We start from the raw sequence: 22,246 nt of genomic DNA, 5'->3' as shown, positions 1-22,246 counted from the left end.
GTCTGAAAATGGGAACCGAGGAGGAATTCATGACCATCAGTGTTGAGGCCTATGCCCGCGAATGCGCCGCTCAGGGATTGCGTGGCGATTATCATGCCTGCCAGCCAGATTTTACCGTTGAGCAGCAGTATGATTATTCGGTGGAAGATCAGGACGTGTGGCGTACCCTTTGCGACCGCCAGACCAAGCTGACCTCACGGCTTGCTCATCACAGCTATCTTGATGGTGTTGATGCTCTGGGTCTTCTTGATCGCATCCCTGATTTTCATGATGTGAGCGAACGGCTGCGCAAGCTGACCGGTTGGGAAATCGTGGCTGTTCCTGGCCTTATCCCGAATGAACCGTTTTTTGATCATCTTGCCAATCGGCGATTCCCCGTCACCAATTGGCTGCGTAGCAAGAAAGAACTCGACTACATTGTCGAGCCGGACATGTTCCATGATTTCTTCGGTCATGTTCCAATTCTCAGCCAGCCTGTGTTTGCTGATTTTATGCAGCTTTACGGTGAAAAGGGTGGAGCTGCCGTTCGCCTTGGCGGTGAACAGATGGTGGCCCGGCTTTACTGGTACACTGCCGAATTCGGCCTGATGCAGGAGGAGGGCGCAGAGCTGAAGGCGTTTGGCGCAGGTCTTATGTCATCCTTCAGTGAGCTGCAGTATTCGGTCGAGAGCCCCGACGCCCACCACGTTCCCTTCAATCTCGAAACGGTCATGCGGACCAGCTATGAAATTGACAAGTTCCAGCGTGCGTATTTCGTTCTCCCAAGCTTTGCCGCGCTGCGTGATGCTTTTGAAAAAGCCGATATGGCCGCCCTTGTGGCACGATGGAAAGACAGCACGGCGCTGGACCCTTCGGCAATTTAAGCAGCTGACTTCATCACCGGCTTGATGATGACGCAATTGCGGCCATTGCGCTTGGCCTCGTAAAGTCTGCGATCGGCGGTCTGAAAATGATCGGCGATCGTTTCCTCTGACAGATCGATTACTCCGCCAATACTGACACTGAGCGGCACCCGTTCATTCTCCGGCGTCCTGAAATCGAGACGGGCAACTTCCGCACGGATCGTCTCGGCGACCGCCCGCACCTCATTCTCGCGATCAGACGCGAGAAACACCGCAAATTCCTCGCCGCCGATACGGCCTATGCTGTCGTTTTCGCTGACAGTGCGTGAAATGCAATGGGCGATGGCCGTCAGCGCCCCGTCACCATTATAATGGCCGTGCTGATCATTGATCTTCTTGAAATGATCGGCGTCAATAATCAGCAATGATCCCGGCACCTGCATGCGCATCTTATCGACATGCGTGAAGAAAGCTTCGCGGTTAAGGAGCCCCGTCATGCTGTCGCGCGAGGCTTTCTCCAGCAATCGCGCATTGGTCTCTTCCAGCCGCTGCATGACCTCGCCCAGATGGATGAGAGTGATGCGCAATCGCTCCGATTGCTGGAAAACCTTAAACGAGATTGGCGGCGCGATAACAAGCGGGCAAAACGCGGCGATGACAAATCCCATTTTGTTGTGCATACCGAAAGCAGACATGATGCTTCCGGTGATCAGCAAAGAACAGACAATCGCAATAATTGTGACCAATGCGCATTTGTAGAAAATTCTGAACATTTCGACCCTAACACCGCTTCGTCAGTACTATGCTGGATTGATGACGCTGCTGTTAGTAGAAAATTTAAAAATGGTCGTAGTTCAGTCTTTTTTCGTCTATTGAGTCGATATGGCAACAGAATGCCTGTCTTCTGCTTTATGGTTTCCGAAACGACGAGTTGTGAATGACAAAACATCCTGATCCACTGAATTTTGCCCATATAACGGACTGGATCTTTGATCTGGATAATACGCTCTATCCGCATCACTCCAATCTGTTCTCGCAGATTGATGTGAAGATGACAGGCTATATCGCCAATCTTCTGCAACTCTCCCATACGGATGCGCGCCAGATTCAGAAACAATTCTACAAGGATTACGGGACCACGTTGAAGGGTTTGATGGATCGCTACGACATCGACCCGGATGATTTTCTGCAGAAGGTCCACGATATCGACTATTCATGGCTGGTTCCTGATCCGGCTTTGGCCATGGCGATCAAACACCTGCCGGGACGTAAATTCATTTTCACCAATGGCGATCGCGGCCACGCCGAACGGACAGCACGCCAGCTTGGTATTCTCGATCAGTTCGATGATATTTTTGATATCGTCGCCGCGGAACTCATGCCCAAGCCGGCACGTCAGGCCTATGATCGCTTTCTCGATCTGCATGAGATCGACGCCAAGAGCAGCGCCATGTTCGAAGACCTTGCGCGCAATCTGGTCGAGCCGAAGGCGCTCGGCATGAAAACCGTGCTGATCGTCCCGCATAATTTCGAGCCAACATTCTCCGAGATATGGGAGAGCGACCCTGATTATACCGACCATGTTGATTACGTGACTGACGATCTGGCATCGTTCCTGAATGCCATCCAACCGGGACAGGTCCGCACGGAAATTCCTGCTTGAAGCGGGTTACCTCGGCCGAGGCGGTTATCGATGCAGCGGCACACCGGGTCCTTGCCCGTTTGCCGCAATCGGGTATTTGTGGCGGCCTTGTCGAGTTTCTGGTCTTTGGCATCAAACAGGCTTGGGCGTGTCTGGTATCTGCTGATGATCATATCAGTTGTACTGGTGACGTGGGTTCATCCGCCGCGTGGCAAGGATGAACCCGACGATCAGGCCAATTCGTAGAATGTCTTGATGACACCCCATGCCTCGTCGGCATCATCGACAAAGGTGATCAGCTCGCGATCCGATGGTGAAATAACGCCCTGTTCGGCCAGAAACTCGAAATTGATAGCCTTTTCCCAGAACGACTTGCCGAACAACAGAACAGGTATCCGCTCCATGCGCCCGGTCTGAATGAGCGTCAGTGTTTCGAAGGTCTCATCCATGGTGCCGAAGCCGCCGGGGAAAATCGCCAGCGCCTTTGCACGCATCAGGAAATGCATCTTCCGGATCGCGAAATAGTGAAAATTGAAGCAGAGTTCAGGCGTCACATATTCATTCGGCGCCTGTTCGTGCGGCAGGACAATGTTGAGGCCAATGGTTGGCGCGCCGACATCGGCAGCACCCCGATTGCCAGCTTCCATCACGCCGGGGCCGCCGCCGGTGACGACAACAAACTCGCGATTATATGTGGTTGAAGAATAGACCGAGCAGAGCTGCGCAAATTTGCGTGCTTCCGCATAATAGCGCGAATTGGCTTCAAGGTTCTTCTTTTGCACCTCGTTCTTCGCTGCCCATGCTTCGCCGCCCGGTTCAGGAATGCGTGCGCCGCCGAAAAGAACCACTGTCGAGCGGATACCCCGTTCGGTCAGCGCCATTTCCGGCTTCAGCAGTTCAAGCTGCAGCCGCACGGCGCGCAAATCGCGGCGTGTCATGAACTCAGGATCGGCAAAGGCAAGACGATAGGTGTCTGACTGTGTTTGCGGGGTCTCGGGAGCAGTTTCTACCCGTCTTACGGCTTCTGTGGAGTGGGAAAATGGCGTCCAGCCGTTTTTTTCATCGGTATTCAATTGTTATTCTCCTTCTGCGGACGCAAGTGACGCTTACAGACATTAAATCCTATTCGTCGTCCAACATTGTGACGCTGCGATTGACCCTCTCACAGAGTTATCTTACTAGGCCTTACATCAGCCTTAACCGCCCGTGCAATGGAGTGACCCGAAAATGTCCAAGCCCGATCTGGCCAGCCTTGAGAAGACCATCAACAAGGCCTTCGATGACCGCGATGCCGTAAACACCGAAACACGCGGCGAAATACGTGATGCTGTTGAAACCTCTTTGCTGCTTCTCGATAGCGGCGAGGTCCGTGTTGCTGAACGGCAGGCTGATGGTGCATGGACGGTCAATCAGTGGCTGAAAAAGGCAGTGCTTCTCTCCTTCCGTCTCAATCCTATGGGGATTGTTGAAGGTGGTCCGGGTGGTGCGCCATGGTGGGACAAGGTCCCCTCAAAGTTTGAAGGCTGGGGCGCGACCGAGTTCAGCAAGGCTGGCTTCCGCACCGTGCCAAACGCCATTGTTCGCCGCTCTGCCTATATTGCTCCCGGCGCAATCCTGATGCCTTCCTTCGTCAATCTCGGCGCTTATGTCGGCGAGGGCACGATGGTCGATACATGGGCAACGGTTGGCTCCTGTGCGCAGATCGGTAAGCATGTGCATCTTTCCGGCGGCGTCGGCATTGGCGGCGTTCTGGAGCCCATGCAGGCTGGCCCGACGATCATCGAAGACAATTGCTTCATCGGCGCACGATCGGAAGTTGTGGAAGGCTGCATCGTGCGCGAAGGCGCTGTTCTGGGCATGGGTGTGTTCATCGGCAAGTCGACAAAGATCGTTGACCGCGCCACCGGCGAGATTTTCTACGGCGAAGTTCCACCCTATTCCGTTGTTGTTGCAGGGACTTTGCCGGGCAAGCCGTTCCCGAACAATGAACCCGGCCCGAGCCTTTATTGTGCCGTCATCGTCAAGCGCGTCGATGAGAAGACCCGCTCCAAGACGTCGATCAATGAATTGCTGCGTGACTGATTAGGCGATTTACAACTGGACAGACGGAGATTCTCGACAGAAGCTGGTGCCAAAGCCGATTCCCATTTCAGCTGAGGTATCCGTATGACCGTACAGGCTTCCGTCTCCACCAGTGATTTTGAGGCCAAGCGACGACACGCCATTGCCGCAGCTACGATCGGCAATGGCCTCGAATGGTTTGACTTTACGGTCTACGGTTTCTTCACGCCGATCATTGCGCGGCTGTTCTTTCCGGCCATCGACGATCTGACCTCTATCCTTTTGACAGTCGGCACCTATGGTGTCGGCTTTTTCATGCGACCGGTTGGTGCTGTCGTTCTTGGTGTCTACGCCGACAAGAAGGGGCGTAAGGCCGCGCTGACCCTGACAATCCTGATGATGGCGCTGGGTACGGCACTTCTCGGATTTGCACCAACCTATGCGCAGGCTGGAATCATCGGGCCGCTGGTCATTGTTCTTGCCCGGCTCATACAGGGCTTTTCCGCTGGCGGTGAAATCGGCGGCGCCACTGCTTTCCTGATTGAATATGCCCCGCCTGAGAAGCGCGGGTTTTATGCCAGCTGGCAGCAGACAAGTCAGGCGCTTGCGGTTGTGCTCGGCGGTATCTGCGGCACGATCGTTACGCAGTTTCTTGACCCGGCCTCCATTGACAGCTGGGGCTGGCGTCTGCCCTTCCTGCTCGGGCTGCTGATCGGCCCCGTCGGGTTCTACATTCGCGCCCGCGTTGACGAGACGCCTGTATTCACCGACAGCCACACGCAAAAGAGCGAGTCGCCGCTACGGGATGCACTGCGTGATCATCCGCGCGGTATCGCGTCGGGTTTCGGTGTGACCATTTTGTGGACCGTATGCACCTATGTGCTCTTGTTCTACATGACCACCTATGCGGTCAAACAGCTCAACATTCCGCTGGCCGATGCATTCATTGCAACCACCATTGGCGGGCTTGTCCTGATGTTGGGCTGTCCAATCGCAGGAGCATTGTCGGACCGGATCGGACGTAAACGGCAATTGCTGTTTGCCGCCATTGCCATTGGTGTGTTGATCTATCCGCTCTTCGCCTGGGTCAATGCATCACCAAATCTGATGACCCTGTCGATTGTGCAGGCCATCCTTGGTCTTCTGCTTGCGGCATTCACAGGACCAGCACCTGCACTTCTGGCCGAGCAGTTCCCGGCGGGTCTTCGCTCCACCGGTCTGTCGCTCGCCTATAATTTCGCCGTTACCATTTTCGGCGGCTTTGCCGCTGTTATTGTGACACTTCTCATCGAAGCGACGGGAACGAAGCTGGCACCAAGCTTCTACGTGATTGCCGCAGCGGCAATCAGTGCGCTGACGCTTCTTTCGATGCGGGACAAGACAGGCAAGCCAATCGACTGACGGGGTTATAAAACTGTTTTCTGCCTGATCTCGGTGACTGCATGGCTGCGGATGGGTTGGCCTTCAGCCTGTCTGACACAAGCGATAACCTTTTCTGCCAGTGGCGTGGGAATGTTCTTTTCCCGCGCCAATTGCACAATGACACCCTGCAGATAATCGATTTCAGTGGTCCGGCCCCGGGAAAAATCCTCCCACATGGATGACCGGGCGCGCGGATCAATTGCCAGAATCTTGCGGGCAACGCGGCGAAAGAGAAAATTCGGCAGAAGCAGAATCAGGCGCAATATGGCCGGTGATACGCCCTGCACCCGCGCCGCGACGATACTGTGCGCCTGCATGACCTTCAGCCCTTCGCCCATCTGGTCTGCAAGCAGGACGCGCCAGTCGCGATCCGCAAGTTGGGTGGCAAGCGGCAGGTTCGACAGGGCATTGAGCGCGTTGTTAAGGTTCATCATCAGCTTGCCCCACAAAATGCCCTGCATATTGTCGTGGGTACTAACCGGAAGCTGAGGCGTCGTCAGAACCTCGGCAAGGCCTTCCGCCCTGTTCTCGATCAAAATTGTGCCTGCCGTCGTCCGGCGTACGGTCAGCGGCAATTGCCCGCTCGCCGACTGAACAACGTTGAATGGAACCATCCCGGCAATGACGGTCATGCTTTCAGGCAGGTTCTTCCGCAGCACCTGCGCATTGCCAACGCCGTTCTGCAGGCTGACGACAATGCTGTCAGCCGGGGCATATTTTGTGATCAGTCCGGCCATCTCTTGCGTAGCACCGCTTTTGACCGCAACGAGAATGATCCGGGCACCATCAAAAGCGCTGGCCGGATCGACGGTTATGGAAAGTTGATCAGCGGGAATGCTATGCTCCGTGCCGTCAAGAGTGATGACTTTCAGACCGGCCTGCCTGATTTCCTCTTCGACACGCGGGCGTGCCAGAAAGGTAACGGCTTTCCCGGATGCGGCGAGATGGCCGCCCACATAGCATCCGATGGAACCGGCGCCAGCGACAACAATACGGCTATTGTTTTCAATCATCATTTGGTCCCGGCTTGAGGTAGGTACAGATCATTAAAACAGATGCATGCATCGTGATCCAGTGCGTGACACGATGGTGCTTTTGGATTATCGCTTTGCATATGACATCCTCCACTGACCCCGTAAAAAACCTCGCCCAGCTTATCGCCTGCCCGTCGGTTACTCCGGCGGAGGGCGGTGCATTGACCACACTCGAAGCCATGCTTTCGCCACTGGGCTTTACCGTTGAGCGGCCCGTTTTCAGCGAAGATGGTACACCCGATGTGGAAAACCTCTATGCCCGGCGCTCGGGCAATGGTCCGCATCTGATGTTCGCAGGGCATACGGATGTTGTGCCTGTTGGCGACGAGGCGGCTTGGACCTATCCGCCTTTTTCGGCGGCAATCCATAATGGCGAAATGTATGGCCGCGGCGCCGTGGACATGAAAGGCGGCATTGCCTGCTTTGCCGCCGCTGTTGCGCGCCATATTGAAAAGAATGGCGCATTGAAGGGCTCCATCTCGTTTCTGATCACGGGCGATGAGGAAGGCCCGTCGATCAATGGATCAGGCAAATTGCTGGAATGGGCCAAGGCCAAGGGTGAGACTTGGGATGCCGCCATTGTCGGCGAGCCGACCAACCCCGATAAGCTTGGCGACATGATCAAGATCGGCAGGCGTGGTTCGCTCTCCGGGACTGTTACCGTCCACGGCGTTCAGGGGCATGCGGCCTATCCGCATCTGGCTGAAAATCCCGTTCGCGGTCTGACAACACTCGTCGATAGCCTGCTTTATCCGGCCTTCGACAAGGGTACGAAGAATTTTCAGGCGACCAATCTGGAAGTCACAACTGTCGATGTCGGCAATCCTGCAGTGAATGTAATTCCGGCCAAGGCAACTGCGACGTTCAACATCCGTTTCAACGATACATGGACGGATGAAACATTGATGGCGGAAATCCATAACCGTCTCGACAAGGCGTCGGGCCGTCGCAAGCTTAGACCCGGCAGGAAAACCCCTGTTAATTACGAGCTGGTCTGGCGCGACCGGCCAAGCCATGTGTTCCTCACCCATGACGAGAAGCTGATCGGCACGCTGACCGCTTCCGTGCAGGCAGTAACAGGCAAGCGCCCGCAACTTTCTACATCAGGCGGCACATCCGATGCGCGTTACATCAAGGATTATTGCCCGGTGGTCGAGTTTGGTCTTGTGGGGCAGACCATGCATATGGTGGATGAGCGCGTGGCGGTCGCCGATCTGGAAACACTGACACAAATCTATGAGCGGTTTATTGCCGACTTTTTTGCCTGAGTGGCCATGCTGAGTTTCGAGGACATCCAACGCTATTTCTGGGGTTCGTGGCGGATGATGAATGGTCACGCCGACGGCTTGGATTATTTCGACTATTCCGAAGATGGTTTCTGGCAATCATTCCACGCCATTACCGTGTCACTGCCGCCGCTCATTCTTGGCTGGATTGTTTTTGCCAATGATATGGTGGCCTTTCGGCCCGAGGCGGGCACCCGGCTTTCCGTGATCGGCCGCGTCGCCTTTGTTGATCTCACCTCATGGGTGTTGCCGCTGGTTGTGCTGCTTTTGCTGTCGGCGCGCATTGGTCTGGGCAATCGCTTCAGTGTCTATGTGATCACCAGCAACTGGGGCTCGGCAGTGACGTCCTGGTTGGCTGCGCCTGCCACAATCATACGCGTTCTTCTGCCGGAATGGACTGCAGTCACGACTGTTTTCGGTCTTGCGCTGTATATGTTCGTTCTCGTCCTGACCTATCGCCTGACCTATGTCGCCTTGAAGAAACCCCACGCTTATACGGCGGTTTTCTTCGCCATTCTCGTGGTCGGTTCCATACTCCTGATGGTTGGCCTTCAGGATATGCTGGGTATTTCGCTGCCCGAACCGGGGACAATCGGATAATCCACACCGACAAGATAAAGCCCATAGGGCGGCGCAACGGGACCGCAAGCCTTGCGGTCGCGGGCCGCGAGAGCATCGCTCACATCGTCAGCCGTCCAGCGCCCGCAACCCACCTCGTTCAGTGTCCCGGCAAATGACCGGATCTGGTTGTGGAGGAAGGAGCGGGCCGATGCCCGGATTTCGATGATTTCACCGTTGCGGACGACGCTGAGATGATCAAGCGATTTGATCGGGCTCTTTGCCTGACACTGCGTGGCGCGAAATGTTGTGAAATCATGCGTGCCTACCAGCCGCTGCGCGGCATCGTGCATGGCTTCCGCATCGAGTGGCTTCTTCACCCACCAGGCACGAAAAGCTTCCAGCGGGGCGGGCGGCCTGCGGTTGATAATCCGGTACAGATAATGCCGGCCCGTGGCGGAAAAGCGCGCATCGAAATGTTCGCTGACCCGCTCGACATTGATGATCCCAACAGTTTCTCCAGCCACGATAAGATGCGCATTCAGCGCTTCACGCACTTTCGAGCTGCTCCAGTCCTTGGTCAGATCGACATGAGCGATCTGCGCAATCGCATGCACACCGGAATCGGTGCGGCCTGCCGCGCCAAGCGATATGGTTTCGCCGCAAAACTTGAAAATGGCCTGCTCAATGGCCGCCTGAACCGTATGGCCGTTTTCCTGCCGCTGCCAGCCCGCATAGGGCGTGCCATCATATTCAACGGTGAGTTTGTAACGCGGCATCAGAGCGCCTCGAACGCTCTGGAATAAATCAGCGTTCCTGTTGACGGCGCATTGCCGAATGCCAGTGCTTGTAGATATTCACCCTGATATGGGCTGGTGAAACCCGATGCCCGTTCATTGATGTAGCCGAAACGACCATAATATCCGGGATCGCCAAGTACGACAGCGAGCGTTTCACCCATAAGCACAAGCTGCTGATGTGCGGCCTTAATCAGGGCCGCGCCCACGCCTTTACCCTGATGCTCTGAGGCAACGCTTAAGGGTGCGAGCGCGACCGCCTCAAAACGGGTCTCACCCTCAATGTGCAATCTTGAAAACAGGATATGACCAGCAATTGCGCCATCCAGTTCTGCAACCAGTTCGAGAACAACATCGCCATTATTGTGCAAGTGCTGCACCAGTTTTGCCTCATCCGGGCCTTCAAAAGCATCGTCAACGATGCTTGCAATCAGCGAGCGATCTTCCGGTTCTGCGGCGCGGATGGAAATGCTGCTCATGGCAGCTTTGCCCCTTGCGTGAGCTTGGCACCGCGCTGGAACTCCAATCCATCCATGACCTTGCCACCAGCCCGTTGCAGCGAGCGCAGTCGTACGGCACCTTCTCCGCAGGCAATACGCAATTCATCATCAAGCACTGTGCCCGGAGCGCCAGCGCCGGTTGCAAGCAGCGAGCGCAGCAGTTTTACCCGCTCCAGACTGTCCCCGATCTCCATCTCGCACCAGGCACCGGGAAACGGCGCAAGGCCGCGAATGCGATTATGGATATCAATCGCAGGCAGCGTCCAGTCAATGCGGGTTTCGACCTTGGTGATTTTCGAGGCGTAGGTGACGCCCTCTTCGGATTGCGGCGTCAGGGTCAGGCTGTCACGCGCCAGCGCGGCCATGGCCCGCACCATCAGATCAGCACCGATCATGCTGAGTTGGTCGTGCAACTCGCCCGCGGTCATATCCGACGTGATCTTGATCTTTTCAGCCATGGCAACGGGACCAGTATCGAGCCCCTCATCCATTTTCATGATCATCATGCCGGTTTCCGTGTCACCGGCCATGATCGCGCGTTGAATGGGTGCAGCGCCGCGCCAGCGCGGAAGAAGCGAAGCGTGACCGTTGTAACAACCAAGGCGCGTGCCTTCGAGAATGGCTGTCGGCAATATCAGGCCATAGGCAACCACAACCGCAACATCTGCATTCAAATCACGGAATGCCTGTTGTTCCTCGGCGCTCTTCAGGCTTTTGGGCGTGCGCACTTCAATGCCGAATTCTTGGGCATTGCGATGAACGGGCGAGGGAGTCAGTTCAAGTCCGCGTCGCCCGGCTGGACGTGGCGGCTGGCTATAAACGGCGACGATCTCATGGCCCTGGCCAATGAGCGCGTTGAGAACCGGAACAGAAAATTCCGGGGTTCCCATGAAGACGATACGAAGGCTCATGGCTTACACCGCCAGCCGGCTCGGAACACGATCCTTGGCAAGCTTCTTGAACTTCTTCACCACCATTTCCCGCTTCAGACGCGAGATATAGTCGATGAAAAGAACGCCATTGAGATGGTCAATTTCATGCTGCAGGCAGGTCGCGAGCAGGCCATCCGCATCGATCTCGTGCTTTTTGCCTTCGATATCAAAATAGGCAACGCGTACTTTTGCCGGGCGTTCCACTTCCGCATAATAATCCGGAATGGACAGGCAACCCTCTTCGTACACATTGCGCTCGGTGCTGGAAGACACAACTTCCGGGTTGATAAACACCTGCGGTGCCTTGGGTTCATCTTCCTTGGCAAGATCGATCACCAGCATGCGCAAGGGTTCCGCCACCTGAATGGCAGCCAGACCAATGCCCGGCGCGTCATACATGGTGTCGAGCATATCCTGCGAAAATTTGCGCAAATCGGCGTCAAAGCGCGTCACAGGTTGAGAAACCTGACGCAACAGCGGATCGGGAAGAATGACAAGCGGTTTGATAGACATGAGCATCACCTAATATCTCGGCTTTCAACCGTCAATCCCGATACAAATGGCATTTGTGTCAAGAGAAACAGCATTTTCAAAAATGTTCTCGTTTTGATCTCACATTTGCCATCCGAATCGGTTAGTCTGGTATCCATGGAAACATCACATTCACTCGACCAGCCATTATTTCAGCTTGGCGCCAGCACCGTATCGGTCGGAACGGCCCTGCTTGTTGCTGCTGTGATCGTTGCCCTCGCGGTCATTCTTTGCGTGGTCGCAATGTGGCGGGCAGGGCGGGCCCGGCTTATGGCCGAGTTCCAGGCTGAGGATCGTGCCCGCGATGCGGAAACACGTATGGCTGAAATTTTGAAAAGCCAGTCGGAGATGCAGGGTCGTATGCAGACTATGGCCGAGCTTTTCGGCTCGCGTCAGGCGGAGCTTAACCAGTCGATCCGCGAACGGCTTGACGGTATGACCACGCGTATCGGTCAGACCATGACGGAGCAGACGCAATCGACGCATGAGAACCTTGCCAAATTGCAGGAGCGGCTCGCGGTTATCGATACGGCACAGAACAATATCCAGTCGCTGGCCGGACAGGTTGTGCAGTTGCAGGCCATTCTGGCCAACAAACAGACACGCGGTGCCTTCGGTCAGGCGCGCATGGAAACTATTATTGCCGATGGCCTGCCACAGGGGGCCTACGAGTTTCAGGCAACGCTTTCGAATGGCAGCCGGCCCGATTGCGTTGTCCGTATGCCGAACAATGCGCCCAATCTGGTTATCGATGCGAAATTCCCGCTCGAGGCATGGAATGCCATTCGTGAGGCCGAGACATCAGACGCCAAGAAAATGGCGCTGGCCCAGTTCCGCCGGGATATCGAAATCCATATTCGCGATGTATCGGAAAAATACCTGATCAGCGGCGAAACGCAGGATACGGCGTTTCTGTTTGTGCCATCGGAATCGATCTTTGCCGAGATACACGAGAATTTCGAAGGCATCGTGCAAAAAGCCCACCGTTCGCGCATTGTGATCGTTTCACCGTCGCTGCTGATGCTGTCCATTCAAGTCATTCAGGCGGTGCTGAAGGATGTGCGCATGCGTGAACAGGCACATCTCATTCAGGGCGAGGTTATCCGCCTGATGGAAGATGTTGTGCGCCTCGATGATCGCGTCCGTCGCTTGCAGACGCATTTTGGTCAGGCGAACAAGGATATTGATGATATTCTCGTTTCCTCCAGCAAAGTGACCAAGCGCGGACAGAAGATCGAGGCGCTGGAGTTTGTTGAGCCCTCGGCTGGTGAACCTGCAAAAGGTCCGGACGCCAGCCGATCAGCTGCTTCCACAACAGGCCAATTGCGCCTGCGCGTGGTGGACGAGGACTAGGCTATATCCAAGTGGCTTTAGGCCAAGTGGACTGGCGAAGCTGAAATGGGTCTGCAAACGGCAGCCCCGGTCGCTCACGTGCCCTAATCGTCCAGCCCTTTTCCGCCGAGAATCTGCGGTATGAATTTTTCAACGCGTGTCTCGCGTGTTTTGGATTGTTTCGGCGCGGAAAAATGAAAGAGATATGCTCGTTGGCGTCCGGGTGTGAGAGCCTTGAACGCGGCTTGCAAGGCAGGGTTCTCATTCAATCTGCTTTGAAACTCTTCGGGAACTGCGAAATCTTCCGTCTTTTTGAAAGTTACCTTCGCGCCTGATTTTTCGACATCGATGGCCGCGTGAATATAGGCTTTCAGGATGTTATCCATCTTGGATATTTCCTGAACACTGGTGAACCGGATCTGCCGTCCCGCCTGAACATTTTTCGTTTGCTGGATGAGAATATGATCGGGGTCGTTTAACAGGGCGCCCTGAAAAAACAGGAGTGCGCAGTATTCCTTAAAACCATGTATGAGAACAATATTGCTTTTATCCAACGTGTAGCAGGCACATCCCCATTTCAGTTCTTCTTTGAGACCACAGGCAAGAACGATTGTTCTCAACAGCCTGAATTCTTCCTGCCATTTCTGGGTCTCATCAAAATACCAGTCGACTTCGGGGTTCGTTGTGTCCTTGACCATGGTACATCTCTCAACTGATTTGGAATGTCATTTGCTAGTATGCCCTCTGGTTACTTCAGCCTTCAATGATTTTCTGCCGCCTCATCTTCCAGGTACTCGCCGTCTGCGGTTTGACGAATACGGAAACGATATCCGGATTGGCCTGACGTATCGCCGTTTCAATACGCTCGACACAGGCTTCAATATCGGGCGCAGTCAGATGATCCTCAAACTCGATGCTGAGCCCGGCGACAATCTGCTTGGGTCCCATATGCACCGTCAACACACCGTTGGCCTGCTGAATAGCCGGGTCCTTGCCCGCAATATCAAGGATCTGCTGTTCCGCTTCCGGCAGCGCCGACTCGCCGATCAGCAATCCCTTGCTTTCCCGTGCAAGGAAAATCGCAGTTGCGCCGAGAATGATCGCAATCCCGATGGAAGCAACGCCATCAAGCTCCGGCATATTGAACAATTGCGCGGCTGAGATGCCGATGAAGGCGACAATGAGCCCGAGGAGGGCCGCTGTGTCTTCGAAAAGCACCGTAAAGACGCTCGGGTCCTTGCTCTGCTGCACGGCTTCGAGATAGCCGAGCTTGCCTTTCATGGTTCGGAATTCTTTCAGCGCCACGGTCCAGGAAATGCCCTCGAAAAGCAGTGCAAAGCCCAGGACCACATAATTGACGATGGGATTCGACACCGGCTCCGGCTCAAGAATATGGATCAGGCCCTCATAGAAGGACACACCGGCACCAACCGCAAAAACCAGCAGGGCAACGATAAAACTCCAGAAATAAAGCTCGCGTCCATGGCCGAGCGGATGCGATTTGTCCGCAGGTTTGGCCGCGCGCCGCAGCCCGTAGAGCAGCAATCCGCCATTTCCCGTATCGACAAGCGAGTGGACGCCTTCCGACAACATGGCCGAACTGCCGGTGAAGAAGGCGGCAATGAATTTTGTCGCTGCGATCAGAAGATTGCCTAGAATGGCGGCATAGATAACCTTCTTCGATCCCGCATGACTGCCAGATTGTGATGCCATTGAAGTCCCCTTTATCCCACGTCACAACGTAACAGGATTTGAATGGTTCCGGCACTCTTGTGCCGATGCGGCGGCAAATGGTCGGAATGACGCTAGTCGTACGCGGTGTCTTGCGATAACCCTGCCTCAACAGGCGCAGGGCATCATGGCTGATTCACAGATAGAGAATGCAATTTTCCTCGGGATTGATACAGGCGGCACCTATACGGATGCTGTCCTCTGGTCGGAGGCGCGCGGTGTAATCGCCAAGGCAAAGGCACTGACGACGCGTCATGATCTGAGTGTTGGCATATCAGGCGCTGTTGAGCGCATTGTCGAAGAGGCGTCTGTCGATCCTGGACAGATCCGCCTTGTATCCATGTCGACGACGCTTGCCACCAATGCGCTTGTTGAAGGGCAGGGCGGGCGCATTGCTCTCGTCATGGTCGGATTCTCGCAGGCTGATCTCGAAAAGGCCGATTTGGGAACGGCTTTGGGCACCGATCCCGTGGTCTTTCTTCCCGGTGGACACGATGTCTATGGGCGGCCGCAGCCGTTCGATACCGCCGCCCTTCGGGAAGCATTGCCCCGATTGAAAGAAGAGGTAACGGGCTTTGCTGTCTGCGCTTATTTTGCCGTGCGCAATCCTGAGCATGAAATCGCCATTCGCGATCTCGTGCGAAGCGAAACCGGGCTTCCGGTGACCTGTAGTCACGAACTCTCCGCCAAGCTCAATGGTCCGCGCCGTGCGCTGACAACGGTTCTCAATGCGCGGTTGATTGCGATGATCGACCGGCTCGTGGCGGCAACGGAAGGATTTCTTGACCGGCGCGGCATTCACGCGCCGCTGATGGTGGTGCGCGGCGATGGCGCACTGGTGTCAGCGGCTTTCGCACGGCATCGCCCCATCGAAACCATTCTGTCGGGCCCTGCTGCGAGCCTTGTCGGCGCCCGCCACATGACCGGTCTCGACAATGCCATCGTATCCGATATTGGCGGCACCACGACTGATGTTGCGGTTCTCGACAATGGTCGTCCCCGGCTTGATCCGAACGGCGCAACCGTTGGCGGTTTTCGCACCATGGTCGAGGCGGTGGCGATGCGCACATTCGGGCTGGGCGGTGATTCCGAAGTGTCGCTCGATGACAATGCGATGGCCCCGCGTATCAAGCTTGGCCCACGCCGTCTGGTTCCGCTTTCGCTGCTTGCGGCCAATCACGGTGCAATCGTCATTGACCATCTGGCACGGCAGGTCAAAACCGCCAATCCCGGTCGACTGGATGGACGGTTTGCACTGTTGACCGGCGTGCCCGAACAAATGGCATCGGGATTGAGCAAGGGCGAAGCGGAGCTTTATGTGCGCATCACACGCGAGCCGCAGCCGCTGGATCGGCTCCTGAATTCGGTTTCGCAAACCGCGACCATTAACCGGCTGGTTGCGCGCGGGCTGGTGCATCTCTCGGGCTTTACCCCTTCCGATGCCTGCCATGTTCTCAATTTGCAAAGCAACTGGAACGGCGAGGCGGCGCGTTACGGTGCTATCCTTTATGCCCGCCGCAAGGATGGTGCGGGGCGTCCGCTATGCGATACACCGGAGGAGGTGTCGCAGCGCACCTATGATGCGCTCATTCGCCGTTCATCCGAAGTCGTGCTGGAAACCATATTGGCCGAGGATGGGCTGGATGGTCCCGATATGGTGGCGAGCCCGCTGATCCAGCGCGCTCTATCGGGGCAAGGCGGTATTGCGGGTATCAAGCTTGATATTGACCGGCCGCTCATCGGTCTTGGTGCTTCAGCGCCCGTTTATTATCCTGCGGTGGGTCGGATGCTCGGCACCAATGATATCGTTCCCGCTGATACGGATGTCGCCAATGCGCTGGGCGCGGTGGTCGGGCAGGTCCGTGTTTCGGTTGAGGCGCATATCAGCCAGCCGGTGGAAGGAATCTTCCGGGTTTCGTCGGGGGAAGTGGTCAAGGATTTCCAGGAGGAAGAGCTTGCCATCGCCTTCGCCGAGGACACGTTGCGGGGACAGGTCAAACATCTGGCACTGGAGGCGGGCACTGACGAGGCGCAGATTGCCATGGCAAGGGATATCAGCGCCGCAACTGTCGAAGATCAGCGGAAATTTATCGAAGCTGTGCTGATTGCAACAGCCACCGGCAGACCCCGCATCGCCCACTGAATGATTATTTCCATTCCGGCACAAATCATGTTCATTTTTGATGAATTGACTGGGAATGCTTTGGTGTGTTCAAGGATACGGTAATAAAAATTCTGAAGGAGCATGGCATGAGTGAGCGTATCGAGATCAACGGACTGAAGGTGGCAAAGGAACTCTACGATTTCGTGGCGAGCGAAGCCATTGCCGGAACTTCAGTCAATGCCGATGCCTTCTTCGAAGGATTGGCTGCTATCGTTGACGACCTCTCGCCAAAAAACCGGGCGCTGCTGGCCAAGCGCGATGCTTTTCAGGAGAAGCTGGACGCCTTCTATCGCGAGAAGCGCAACACGGGATACACGCAGGACGAGTACGAAGCCTTTCTGCGCGGGATAGGCTATTTGCTGCCCGAAGGTGGCGCTTTTTCCGTCTCGACTGATAATGTTGACCCGGAGATCGCTGTCACTGCTGGACCGCAGCTCGTCGTGCCTGTCATGAATGCCCGCTATGCGCTCAACGCTGCCAATGCCCGTTGGGGTTCGCTCTATGATGCGCTCTATGGCACCGATGCGATCCCGGAAACCGATGGCGCCGAAAAAGGCAAGGCGTTCAATCCCGTGCGCGGTGCGAGGGTCGTCGCCTGGGCCAAGGCATTTCTGGATGATAGTGCGCCTCTCGACGGCGGAAGCTGGGCGGATGTTACCGTTCTTTCGGTTGATCACGGCGCATTGGCGCTAAAGGACGGTAATGGAGCGGTTTTACCGCTGAAGGATCAGGCGCAGTTCGTGGGTTACAAGGGCGATGCGGCGAAGCCATCGGCTGTTCTTCTGGTCAAGAACGGCATGCATGTGGAGATCGTCGTCAATGCCGATCACCCGATTGGCAAGACTGATCGGGCCAATATTGCCGACGTGGTTTTGGAGTCAGCGCTCACCACAATTCAGGATTGCGAAGATTCCGTTGCTGCCGTTGATGCGGAGGACAAGGTTGTCATCTATCGCAACTGGCTCGGCCTGATGAATGGCGATCTGCAGGATACGTTTGATAAGGGTGGCAAATCAGTCACGCGCAAACTCAATCCCGATCGCGACTATACGGGTAAGGATGGCAAGCCTGTTACCCTGCCGGGCCGCTCGCTTATGCTGGTGCGCAATGTCGGCCACCTCATGACCAATCCGGCTATTCTCGACAAGGATGGTAACGAAGTGCCCGAGGGCATTATGGATGCGGCAATCACCGGTTTGATCGCGCTGCACGATGTCGGCCCGAACGGTCGCCGCATGAATTCGCGCGCCGGTTCCATGTATGTGGTGAAGCCAAAGATGCATGGTCCCGAAGAAGTGGCCTTTGCGTCGGAACTGTTTGGACGCGTGGAAGCACTGCTTGGCATGCAGCCCAACACGATGAAGATGGGCATCATGGATGAGGAACGCCGCACAACGGTTAACCTCAAGGAAGCGATCCGTGCGGCGAAGGAACGGGTTGTGTTCATCAATACCGGTTTCCTTGATCGTACCGGCGACGAAATTCATACATCCATGGAAGCTGGGCCGATGATCCGCAAGGGCGACATGAAGCAGGCGTCATGGATTGGCGCTTATGAGAACTGGAATGTCGATGTGGGTCTTGAATGCGGCCTTTCCGGCCACGCGCAGATCGGCAAGGGCATGTGGGCCATGCCCGATTTGATGGCCGCAATGCTGGAGCAGAAGATCGCCCATCCAAAGGCTGGCGCCAACACCGCATGGGTGCCTTCACCGACCGCCGCGACGCTGCATGCAACGCACTATCACAAGGTCAATGTGGCAGAGGTTCAGGCCCAGTTGAAGTCGCGCGGACGCGCCAAACTCAGCGATATCCTGTCAGTACCTGTTGCCTCGCGGCCCAACTGGACGCCCGAAGATATCCAGCGCGAACTCGACAACAATGCGCAGGGCATTCTCGGCTATGTCGTGCGCTGGGTTGATCAGGGTGTTGGTTGCTCCAAGGTTCCTGACATCAACAATGTCGGCCTGATGGAAGACCGCGCTACTTTGCGCATTTCCGCCCAGCACATCGCCAACTGGCTGCACCATAGCGTTGCCAGCCGTGGGCAGGTGCTGGAGACCCTGAAGCGCATGGCTGCTGTCGTTGACAAGCAGAACGAAGGCGATCCGCTTTACCAGCCAATGGCTGCGGATTTCGATGGATCAATCGCCTTTCAAGCCGCCTGTGATCTCGTATTCGAAGGTCGGGCCCAGCCGAATGGCTATACGGAGCCGGTCCTGCATCGCCGCAGGCTGGAACTGAAAGCCCAGCGCGCCGCAGCATAGCGACGGATGGGCACCTATCGCCTTCTGGCCCTGCTTCTTTTCGCATTATTTGCGGAGGCAGGGTTGGCGAGGGCGCAAGGGGCCGAACCTGCCGTTGAAATCCTTGACTGGGGCCTGACGCGGGCCAAGGATGTCGGGACGGAAACCGCGCCGGATACGCCGACGGGCTATAACAGGCTCGTCGACGGCCCGGTTGAAGTCATCAGGGCAGAGAAAATCACCGCCTGCCTTGGTACGAGTTTCGGCGTTATGTACGCCGCTTTCAATATTCCTGATTTTCAGATCGTGCCCATTATGGTTGTGGTACAGCATCCCGCCATTCACACACCGGATGGCCGGATCATGTTGCGCAGCAGCTGGCCCGATGGTGCTATCCGGCGGCAGCGCTATGCAGGATGGGTGTTTGAAAAGAGCTATGAGCTTGTATCGGGTGTGTGGACCTTTTCGCTGCAGGACGCGAAGGGACACGAATACGCCACCAAAAGCTTTGATGTCTTGGCAGGGAACTGCCCCATATCGTAAATGGGGATGAAATCTGAGGTTCGACCATGTTGACGATAATCCACGAAGCCGATCCTGACGAGGCAACACGCCGGACATTTGAAGAGGGGCTGGAGAGCTTCAATACCTCCAAGGCTGGCCCGGAGAATGCTGAGGATTTCTGGATTATCGCCCGCGATGATGAAGGCAAGGTGCATGGCGGCGTCAAGGGATGGTCATCTTTTTCCTGGCTGTTCGTTGACTGGCTTTGGGTATCCTCCGAAGGCCGCAAGGGCGGAACGGGTTCGCGGCTGCTGAAGGAAGCAGAGGAAATCGGTCGCCTGCGCGGATGTGTCGGTGTCTATCTCGAAACCTTCACCTTTCAGGCGCCGGATTTTTACCGCAAGCAGGGATATATCGAGTTTGGCAGGCTTGAGGGCATGCCGCCCGGTTATGACTGTATCTGGCTGAAGAAAGCGCTGATCCAGACCTGAGAGTGGATGCGACGACGAAGACAACGGACGGTTGCAAATAGCAATTGTCACAAGCCAAAATTAGACTATTTGATAGGGCAGATACTTCCTCTGTCTCTCAGACACAATTTGGCGATTGGGTTCATCCATGAGCGATTTGCCCCTTTCAGTGCTTCAGGACGCCCATAGGCTGGCTGCGCTTGAGGAATATGACATTCTGGATACGCCGCCCGAACCGGCATTCGATAATATCGTTTCCCTTGCCAAACAGATTTGCGAGGCTCCCGTGGCCTTGATCAGTCTGGTCACCGGCGACAGGCAATGGTTCAAAGCCCGCTCTGGTTTCGAACCATCAGAGACACCGCTCGAACAGTCGGTCTGTGCCCATGCCCTGCTGACAGGTTCAGTTCTCATTATTCCCGATCTGACGTTGGATGAGCGCACCAAGCACAATACGCTGGTGACGGGCGAACCCTTTATCCGGTTTTATGCCGGAGCCGTGCTCAACACGCCCAGCGGCGAGGCAATCGGTACACTCTGCGTCATTGACAATGCGCCGCGTCCCGCCGGGCTGACTGAAGCACAGACTGAAGCTTTGCAGGATCTTGCCGAGCAGGTCATCACCATTCTCGAATTGCGCCGCGTGGTGGAAGACCGCAATGATGTTGTCATCCAGCAGCGCCGTACGGTTCGGGCCACCCTCAAACGCGCGCTGTCCAGTGAAGCGGCACGCAACAAGCAATACCGGATTGATGGCTGGCTTGCACCTGCCCAGCAGGCGGGCGGTATCGGCGCATTCGAACTCGATATGAAAACCAACACATCGCGGGTGACACCAGAGATGTGCAGGCTTTACGGGTTGGCGGTTAATGACCAATATCCGGCGACAACGTTCGAAGCATTGACCTACGAGGAAGACAAACACCTCGTATCGAACCAGTCCACGCGACTGGAAGGCAATGTCATTCTGGATATCGAATACCGCATAAAGCGCGCCGATGACGGGGCGCTGCGGTGGTTGAGCCGCCGGGGTGAACTTGTCCATGATGATAATGGGCAGCCGGTTGCTTTCCGTGGCACGGTTCAGGATGTGACCAAGCGCAAGCAGGCTGAAATCCGGCAGACTGCACTGCTGGAACTTGGTGATAGTATTCGCGATGCCAATACGACCGGCGACGCCGCAGAGATTGCCTCAAGGATATTGGGAGAGAATCTGGGTGCCGGTCGCGCAGGATTTGCCATCATCGATCTCACGGCGGATCTCTTCAATGTGGAGCGCGACTGGACAGCGTCGGATCTAAAGTCGATGGCTGGCCGACATTCGCTGGTTAATTTCAAGGCGACAATCAAGAACTCTCAAATCGGCATACCCATCGCCGTTTCTGATGTAACCAGCACGGACTGGCTTGCCCTTGACTATGATGGTTATGCCGCAATCCAGGCTCGATCCTTTATCAATGTCCCGTTGATGCATGGCGGCGAACTGGTGGGGCTGATGTTCGTCCATGATGAAAATCCACGGGACTGGCAGACGGATGAGATTCAATTCGTGGTCAGTGTTGCAGACCGAACCTATGCCGCCATCGCCAAGCTGCAGGCCGAACACGAGCAGGGTATTCTCAATCAGGAACTCAGCCATCGGTTGAAAAACACCCTGACCATGGTGCAGGCCATCGCGACGCAGACATTGCGGGATGCGCCGCAGGATGCTGTCGAGGCATTCAAGCAGCGCATCATGGCGCTCAGCTCTGCCCATAATGTGCTGTTGCATCAGAACTGGTCAGCCGCGCGCATCCGCTCGGTACTGGAAAGTGTTCTGGCATTGCATGGTGAAACGTCACAGTTCAATTTGCGCGGCCCCAATCTCAATCTCGGCCCCAAGGCCGTTCTTTCGCTGTCATTGCTGCTGCATGAACTTGCAACAAACGCGCTGAAATATGGGTCACTGTCCAACGCGCATGGCAAAGTGGATATCAGTTGGGAGATTCAGCGGGCGCAGTCGCAGATGGAATTCGTGCTAACATGGCGTGAGCGCGGTGGTCCGGCGGCAATAGCTCCGGAAAAGAAGGGATTCGGTTCGCGCCTGATCCGGTTTGGTCTGTCGGGCACTGGTGACGCCGATGTACAATATGAAAAGGAAGGGCTTGTGGCACAGTTCAAAGCGCCGCTGGCGCTGATCATGGACAATTGATCG

At 55.8% G+C, this 22,246-nt stretch carries 21 protein-coding genes and 1 pseudogene; 13 read left to right on the top strand and 9 right to left on the bottom strand.

Features of this window, described 5'->3' with window-relative positions; genetic code table 11:
- Positions 1–29: 29 nt before the first annotated feature.
- Positions 30–863 (top strand): phenylalanine 4-monooxygenase, encoded by an 834-nt coding sequence (phhA, locus tag FHW17_RS00940; protein ID WP_113095505.1) that lies wholly within the window; start codon positions 30–32, stop codon positions 861–863.
- On the opposite strand, the gene FHW17_RS00935 is transcribed toward phhA, so the two are convergent.
- A complete protein-coding gene (locus tag FHW17_RS00935) occupies positions 860–1,537 on the bottom strand; it encodes a GGDEF domain-containing protein (protein ID WP_182509022.1) in 678 nt (225 codons plus the stop codon). The genes phhA and FHW17_RS00935 overlap by 4 nt on opposite strands.
- Positions 1,538–1,779: 242 nt before the next feature.
- Here FHW17_RS00935 and FHW17_RS00930 point away from each other — a divergent pair, with 242 nt between their 5' ends.
- A complete protein-coding gene (locus FHW17_RS00930) occupies positions 1,780–2,505 on the top strand; it encodes a pyrimidine 5'-nucleotidase (RefSeq protein WP_112523572.1) in 726 nt (241 codons plus the stop codon).
- Positions 2,502–2,639 (top strand): annotated as a pseudogene (locus FHW17_RS00925) (DUF817 domain-containing protein); the annotation flags it as partial. The gene FHW17_RS00930 and the pseudogene FHW17_RS00925, both read left to right, overlap by 4 nt.
- 75 nt (positions 2,640–2,714) lie before the next feature.
- Here FHW17_RS00925 and FHW17_RS00920 read toward each other — a convergent pair.
- Positions 2,715–3,557: an LOG family protein gene (locus FHW17_RS00920; RefSeq protein ID WP_112523569.1), complete on the bottom strand. Its 843-nt coding sequence runs from the start codon at positions 3,555–3,557 to the stop codon at positions 2,715–2,717.
- Positions 3,558–3,711: 154 nt separating this feature from the next.
- Here FHW17_RS00920 and dapD point away from each other — a divergent pair, with 154 nt between their 5' ends.
- The gene (dapD, locus tag FHW17_RS00915) at positions 3,712–4,566 is read left to right on the top strand and encodes a 2,3,4,5-tetrahydropyridine-2,6-dicarboxylate N-succinyltransferase (protein WP_112523566.1); all 855 of its coding nucleotides are present in this window, start codon (positions 3,712–3,714) and stop codon (positions 4,564–4,566) included.
- Between the two features lie 84 nt (positions 4,567–4,650).
- Complete coding sequence (locus FHW17_RS00910; RefSeq protein ID WP_182509021.1) at positions 4,651–5,946, top strand: MFS transporter; 1,296 nt, start codon at positions 4,651–4,653, stop codon at positions 5,944–5,946.
- 5 nt (positions 5,947–5,951) lie between these two features.
- Here the strand turns inward: FHW17_RS00910 and FHW17_RS00905 are convergent, their stop codons facing one another.
- Positions 5,952–6,983 carry a 2-dehydropantoate 2-reductase gene (locus tag FHW17_RS00905; RefSeq protein ID WP_246706713.1) on the bottom strand — a complete coding sequence of 344 codons (1,032 nt, stop codon included), beginning with the start codon at positions 6,981–6,983 and terminating at the stop codon, positions 5,952–5,954.
- A gap of 98 nt (positions 6,984–7,081) precedes the next feature.
- Here FHW17_RS00905 and dapE point away from each other — a divergent pair, with 98 nt between their 5' ends.
- Both dapE and FHW17_RS00895 read left to right on the top strand, forming a co-directional pair.
- A complete protein-coding gene (gene dapE, locus FHW17_RS00900; RefSeq protein WP_112523561.1) occupies positions 7,082–8,269 on the top strand; it encodes a succinyl-diaminopimelate desuccinylase in 1,188 nt (395 codons plus the stop codon).
- 6 nt (positions 8,270–8,275) lie between these two features.
- Positions 8,276–8,887, top strand: coding sequence for a hypothetical protein (locus FHW17_RS00895; protein ID WP_112523558.1), 612 nt, complete (start codon positions 8,276–8,278; stop codon positions 8,885–8,887).
- Here the strand turns inward: FHW17_RS00895 and truA are convergent.
- Genes truA through def form a run of 4 tightly spaced genes read right to left on the bottom strand, consistent with a single transcriptional unit; the run spans position 8,839 to position 11,587 of the window.
- Complete coding sequence (gene truA / locus FHW17_RS00890) at positions 8,839–9,624, bottom strand: tRNA pseudouridine(38-40) synthase TruA (protein ID WP_112523556.1); 786 nt, start codon at positions 9,622–9,624, stop codon at positions 8,839–8,841. The two genes, FHW17_RS00895 and truA, sit on opposite strands and share 49 nt — an antisense overlap.
- Positions 9,624–10,121, bottom strand: coding sequence for an N-acetyltransferase (locus tag FHW17_RS00885; protein ID WP_112523552.1), 498 nt, complete (start codon positions 10,119–10,121; stop codon positions 9,624–9,626). Before FHW17_RS00885 ends, truA begins: the two co-directional genes overlap by 1 nt.
- Positions 10,118–11,053 (bottom strand): methionyl-tRNA formyltransferase, encoded by a 936-nt coding sequence (gene fmt, locus FHW17_RS00880; protein WP_112523549.1) that lies wholly within the window; start codon positions 11,051–11,053, stop codon positions 10,118–10,120. The genes FHW17_RS00885 and fmt overlap by 4 nt, the downstream gene beginning before the upstream one ends.
- A 3-nt stretch (positions 11,054–11,056) precedes the next feature.
- Positions 11,057–11,587 (bottom strand): peptide deformylase, encoded by a 531-nt coding sequence (def, locus tag FHW17_RS00875; RefSeq protein WP_112524024.1) that lies wholly within the window; start codon positions 11,585–11,587, stop codon positions 11,057–11,059.
- Positions 11,588–11,722: 135 nt separating this feature from the next.
- On the opposite strand from def, the gene FHW17_RS00870 reads away from it, so the two are divergent.
- On the top strand, positions 11,723–12,958 hold the full coding sequence (locus FHW17_RS00870) for a DNA recombination protein RmuC (protein WP_112524021.1): 1,236 nt from the start codon (positions 11,723–11,725) through the stop codon (positions 12,956–12,958).
- A gap of 83 nt (positions 12,959–13,041) precedes the next feature.
- On the opposite strand, the gene FHW17_RS00865 is transcribed toward FHW17_RS00870, so the two are convergent.
- Complete coding sequence (locus FHW17_RS00865; RefSeq protein WP_112523546.1) at positions 13,042–13,635, bottom strand: YdeI/OmpD-associated family protein; 594 nt, start codon at positions 13,633–13,635, stop codon at positions 13,042–13,044.
- 55 nt (positions 13,636–13,690) lie between these two features.
- Positions 13,691–14,650, bottom strand: a complete 960-nt coding sequence (locus FHW17_RS00860; RefSeq protein WP_112523543.1) for a cation diffusion facilitator family transporter — start codon at positions 14,648–14,650, stop codon at positions 13,691–13,693.
- Positions 14,651–14,795: 145 nt separating this feature from the next.
- Here FHW17_RS00860 and FHW17_RS00855 point away from each other — a divergent pair, with 145 nt between their 5' ends.
- The 5 genes from FHW17_RS00855 to FHW17_RS00835 all read left to right on the top strand — a co-directional run bounded on the left by FHW17_RS00855 (position 14,796) and on the right by FHW17_RS00835 (position 22,243).
- On the top strand, positions 14,796–16,811 hold the full coding sequence (locus tag FHW17_RS00855) for a hydantoinase/oxoprolinase family protein (RefSeq protein WP_182509020.1): 2,016 nt from the start codon (positions 14,796–14,798) through the stop codon (positions 16,809–16,811).
- Positions 16,812–16,918: 107 nt separating this feature from the next.
- Entirely contained in the window at positions 16,919–19,099 is a 2,181-nt protein-coding gene (locus FHW17_RS00850) for a malate synthase G (protein ID WP_182509019.1), read from the top strand.
- Between the two features lie 6 nt (positions 19,100–19,105).
- Complete coding sequence (locus FHW17_RS00845) at positions 19,106–19,621, top strand: DUF3859 domain-containing protein (protein ID WP_182509018.1); 516 nt, start codon at positions 19,106–19,108, stop codon at positions 19,619–19,621.
- A gap of 26 nt (positions 19,622–19,647) precedes the next feature.
- A complete protein-coding gene (locus tag FHW17_RS00840) occupies positions 19,648–20,073 on the top strand; it encodes a GNAT family N-acetyltransferase (RefSeq protein ID WP_182509017.1) in 426 nt (141 codons plus the stop codon).
- Between the two features lie 127 nt (positions 20,074–20,200).
- Positions 20,201–22,243 carry a GAF domain-containing protein gene (locus FHW17_RS00835; protein ID WP_182509016.1) on the top strand — a complete coding sequence of 681 codons (2,043 nt, stop codon included), beginning with the start codon at positions 20,201–20,203 and terminating at the stop codon, positions 22,241–22,243.
- Positions 22,244–22,246 lie beyond the last annotated feature (3 nt).

The organism is Phyllobacterium sp. P30BS-XVII, from assembly GCF_014138335.1.
Taxonomy (GTDB): Bacteria; Pseudomonadota; Alphaproteobacteria; order Rhizobiales; family Rhizobiaceae; genus Phyllobacterium; species Phyllobacterium meliloti.
Note: the sequence above shows the minus strand (reverse complement) of the source record. Positions and strands in the feature narration are given on the sequence as shown.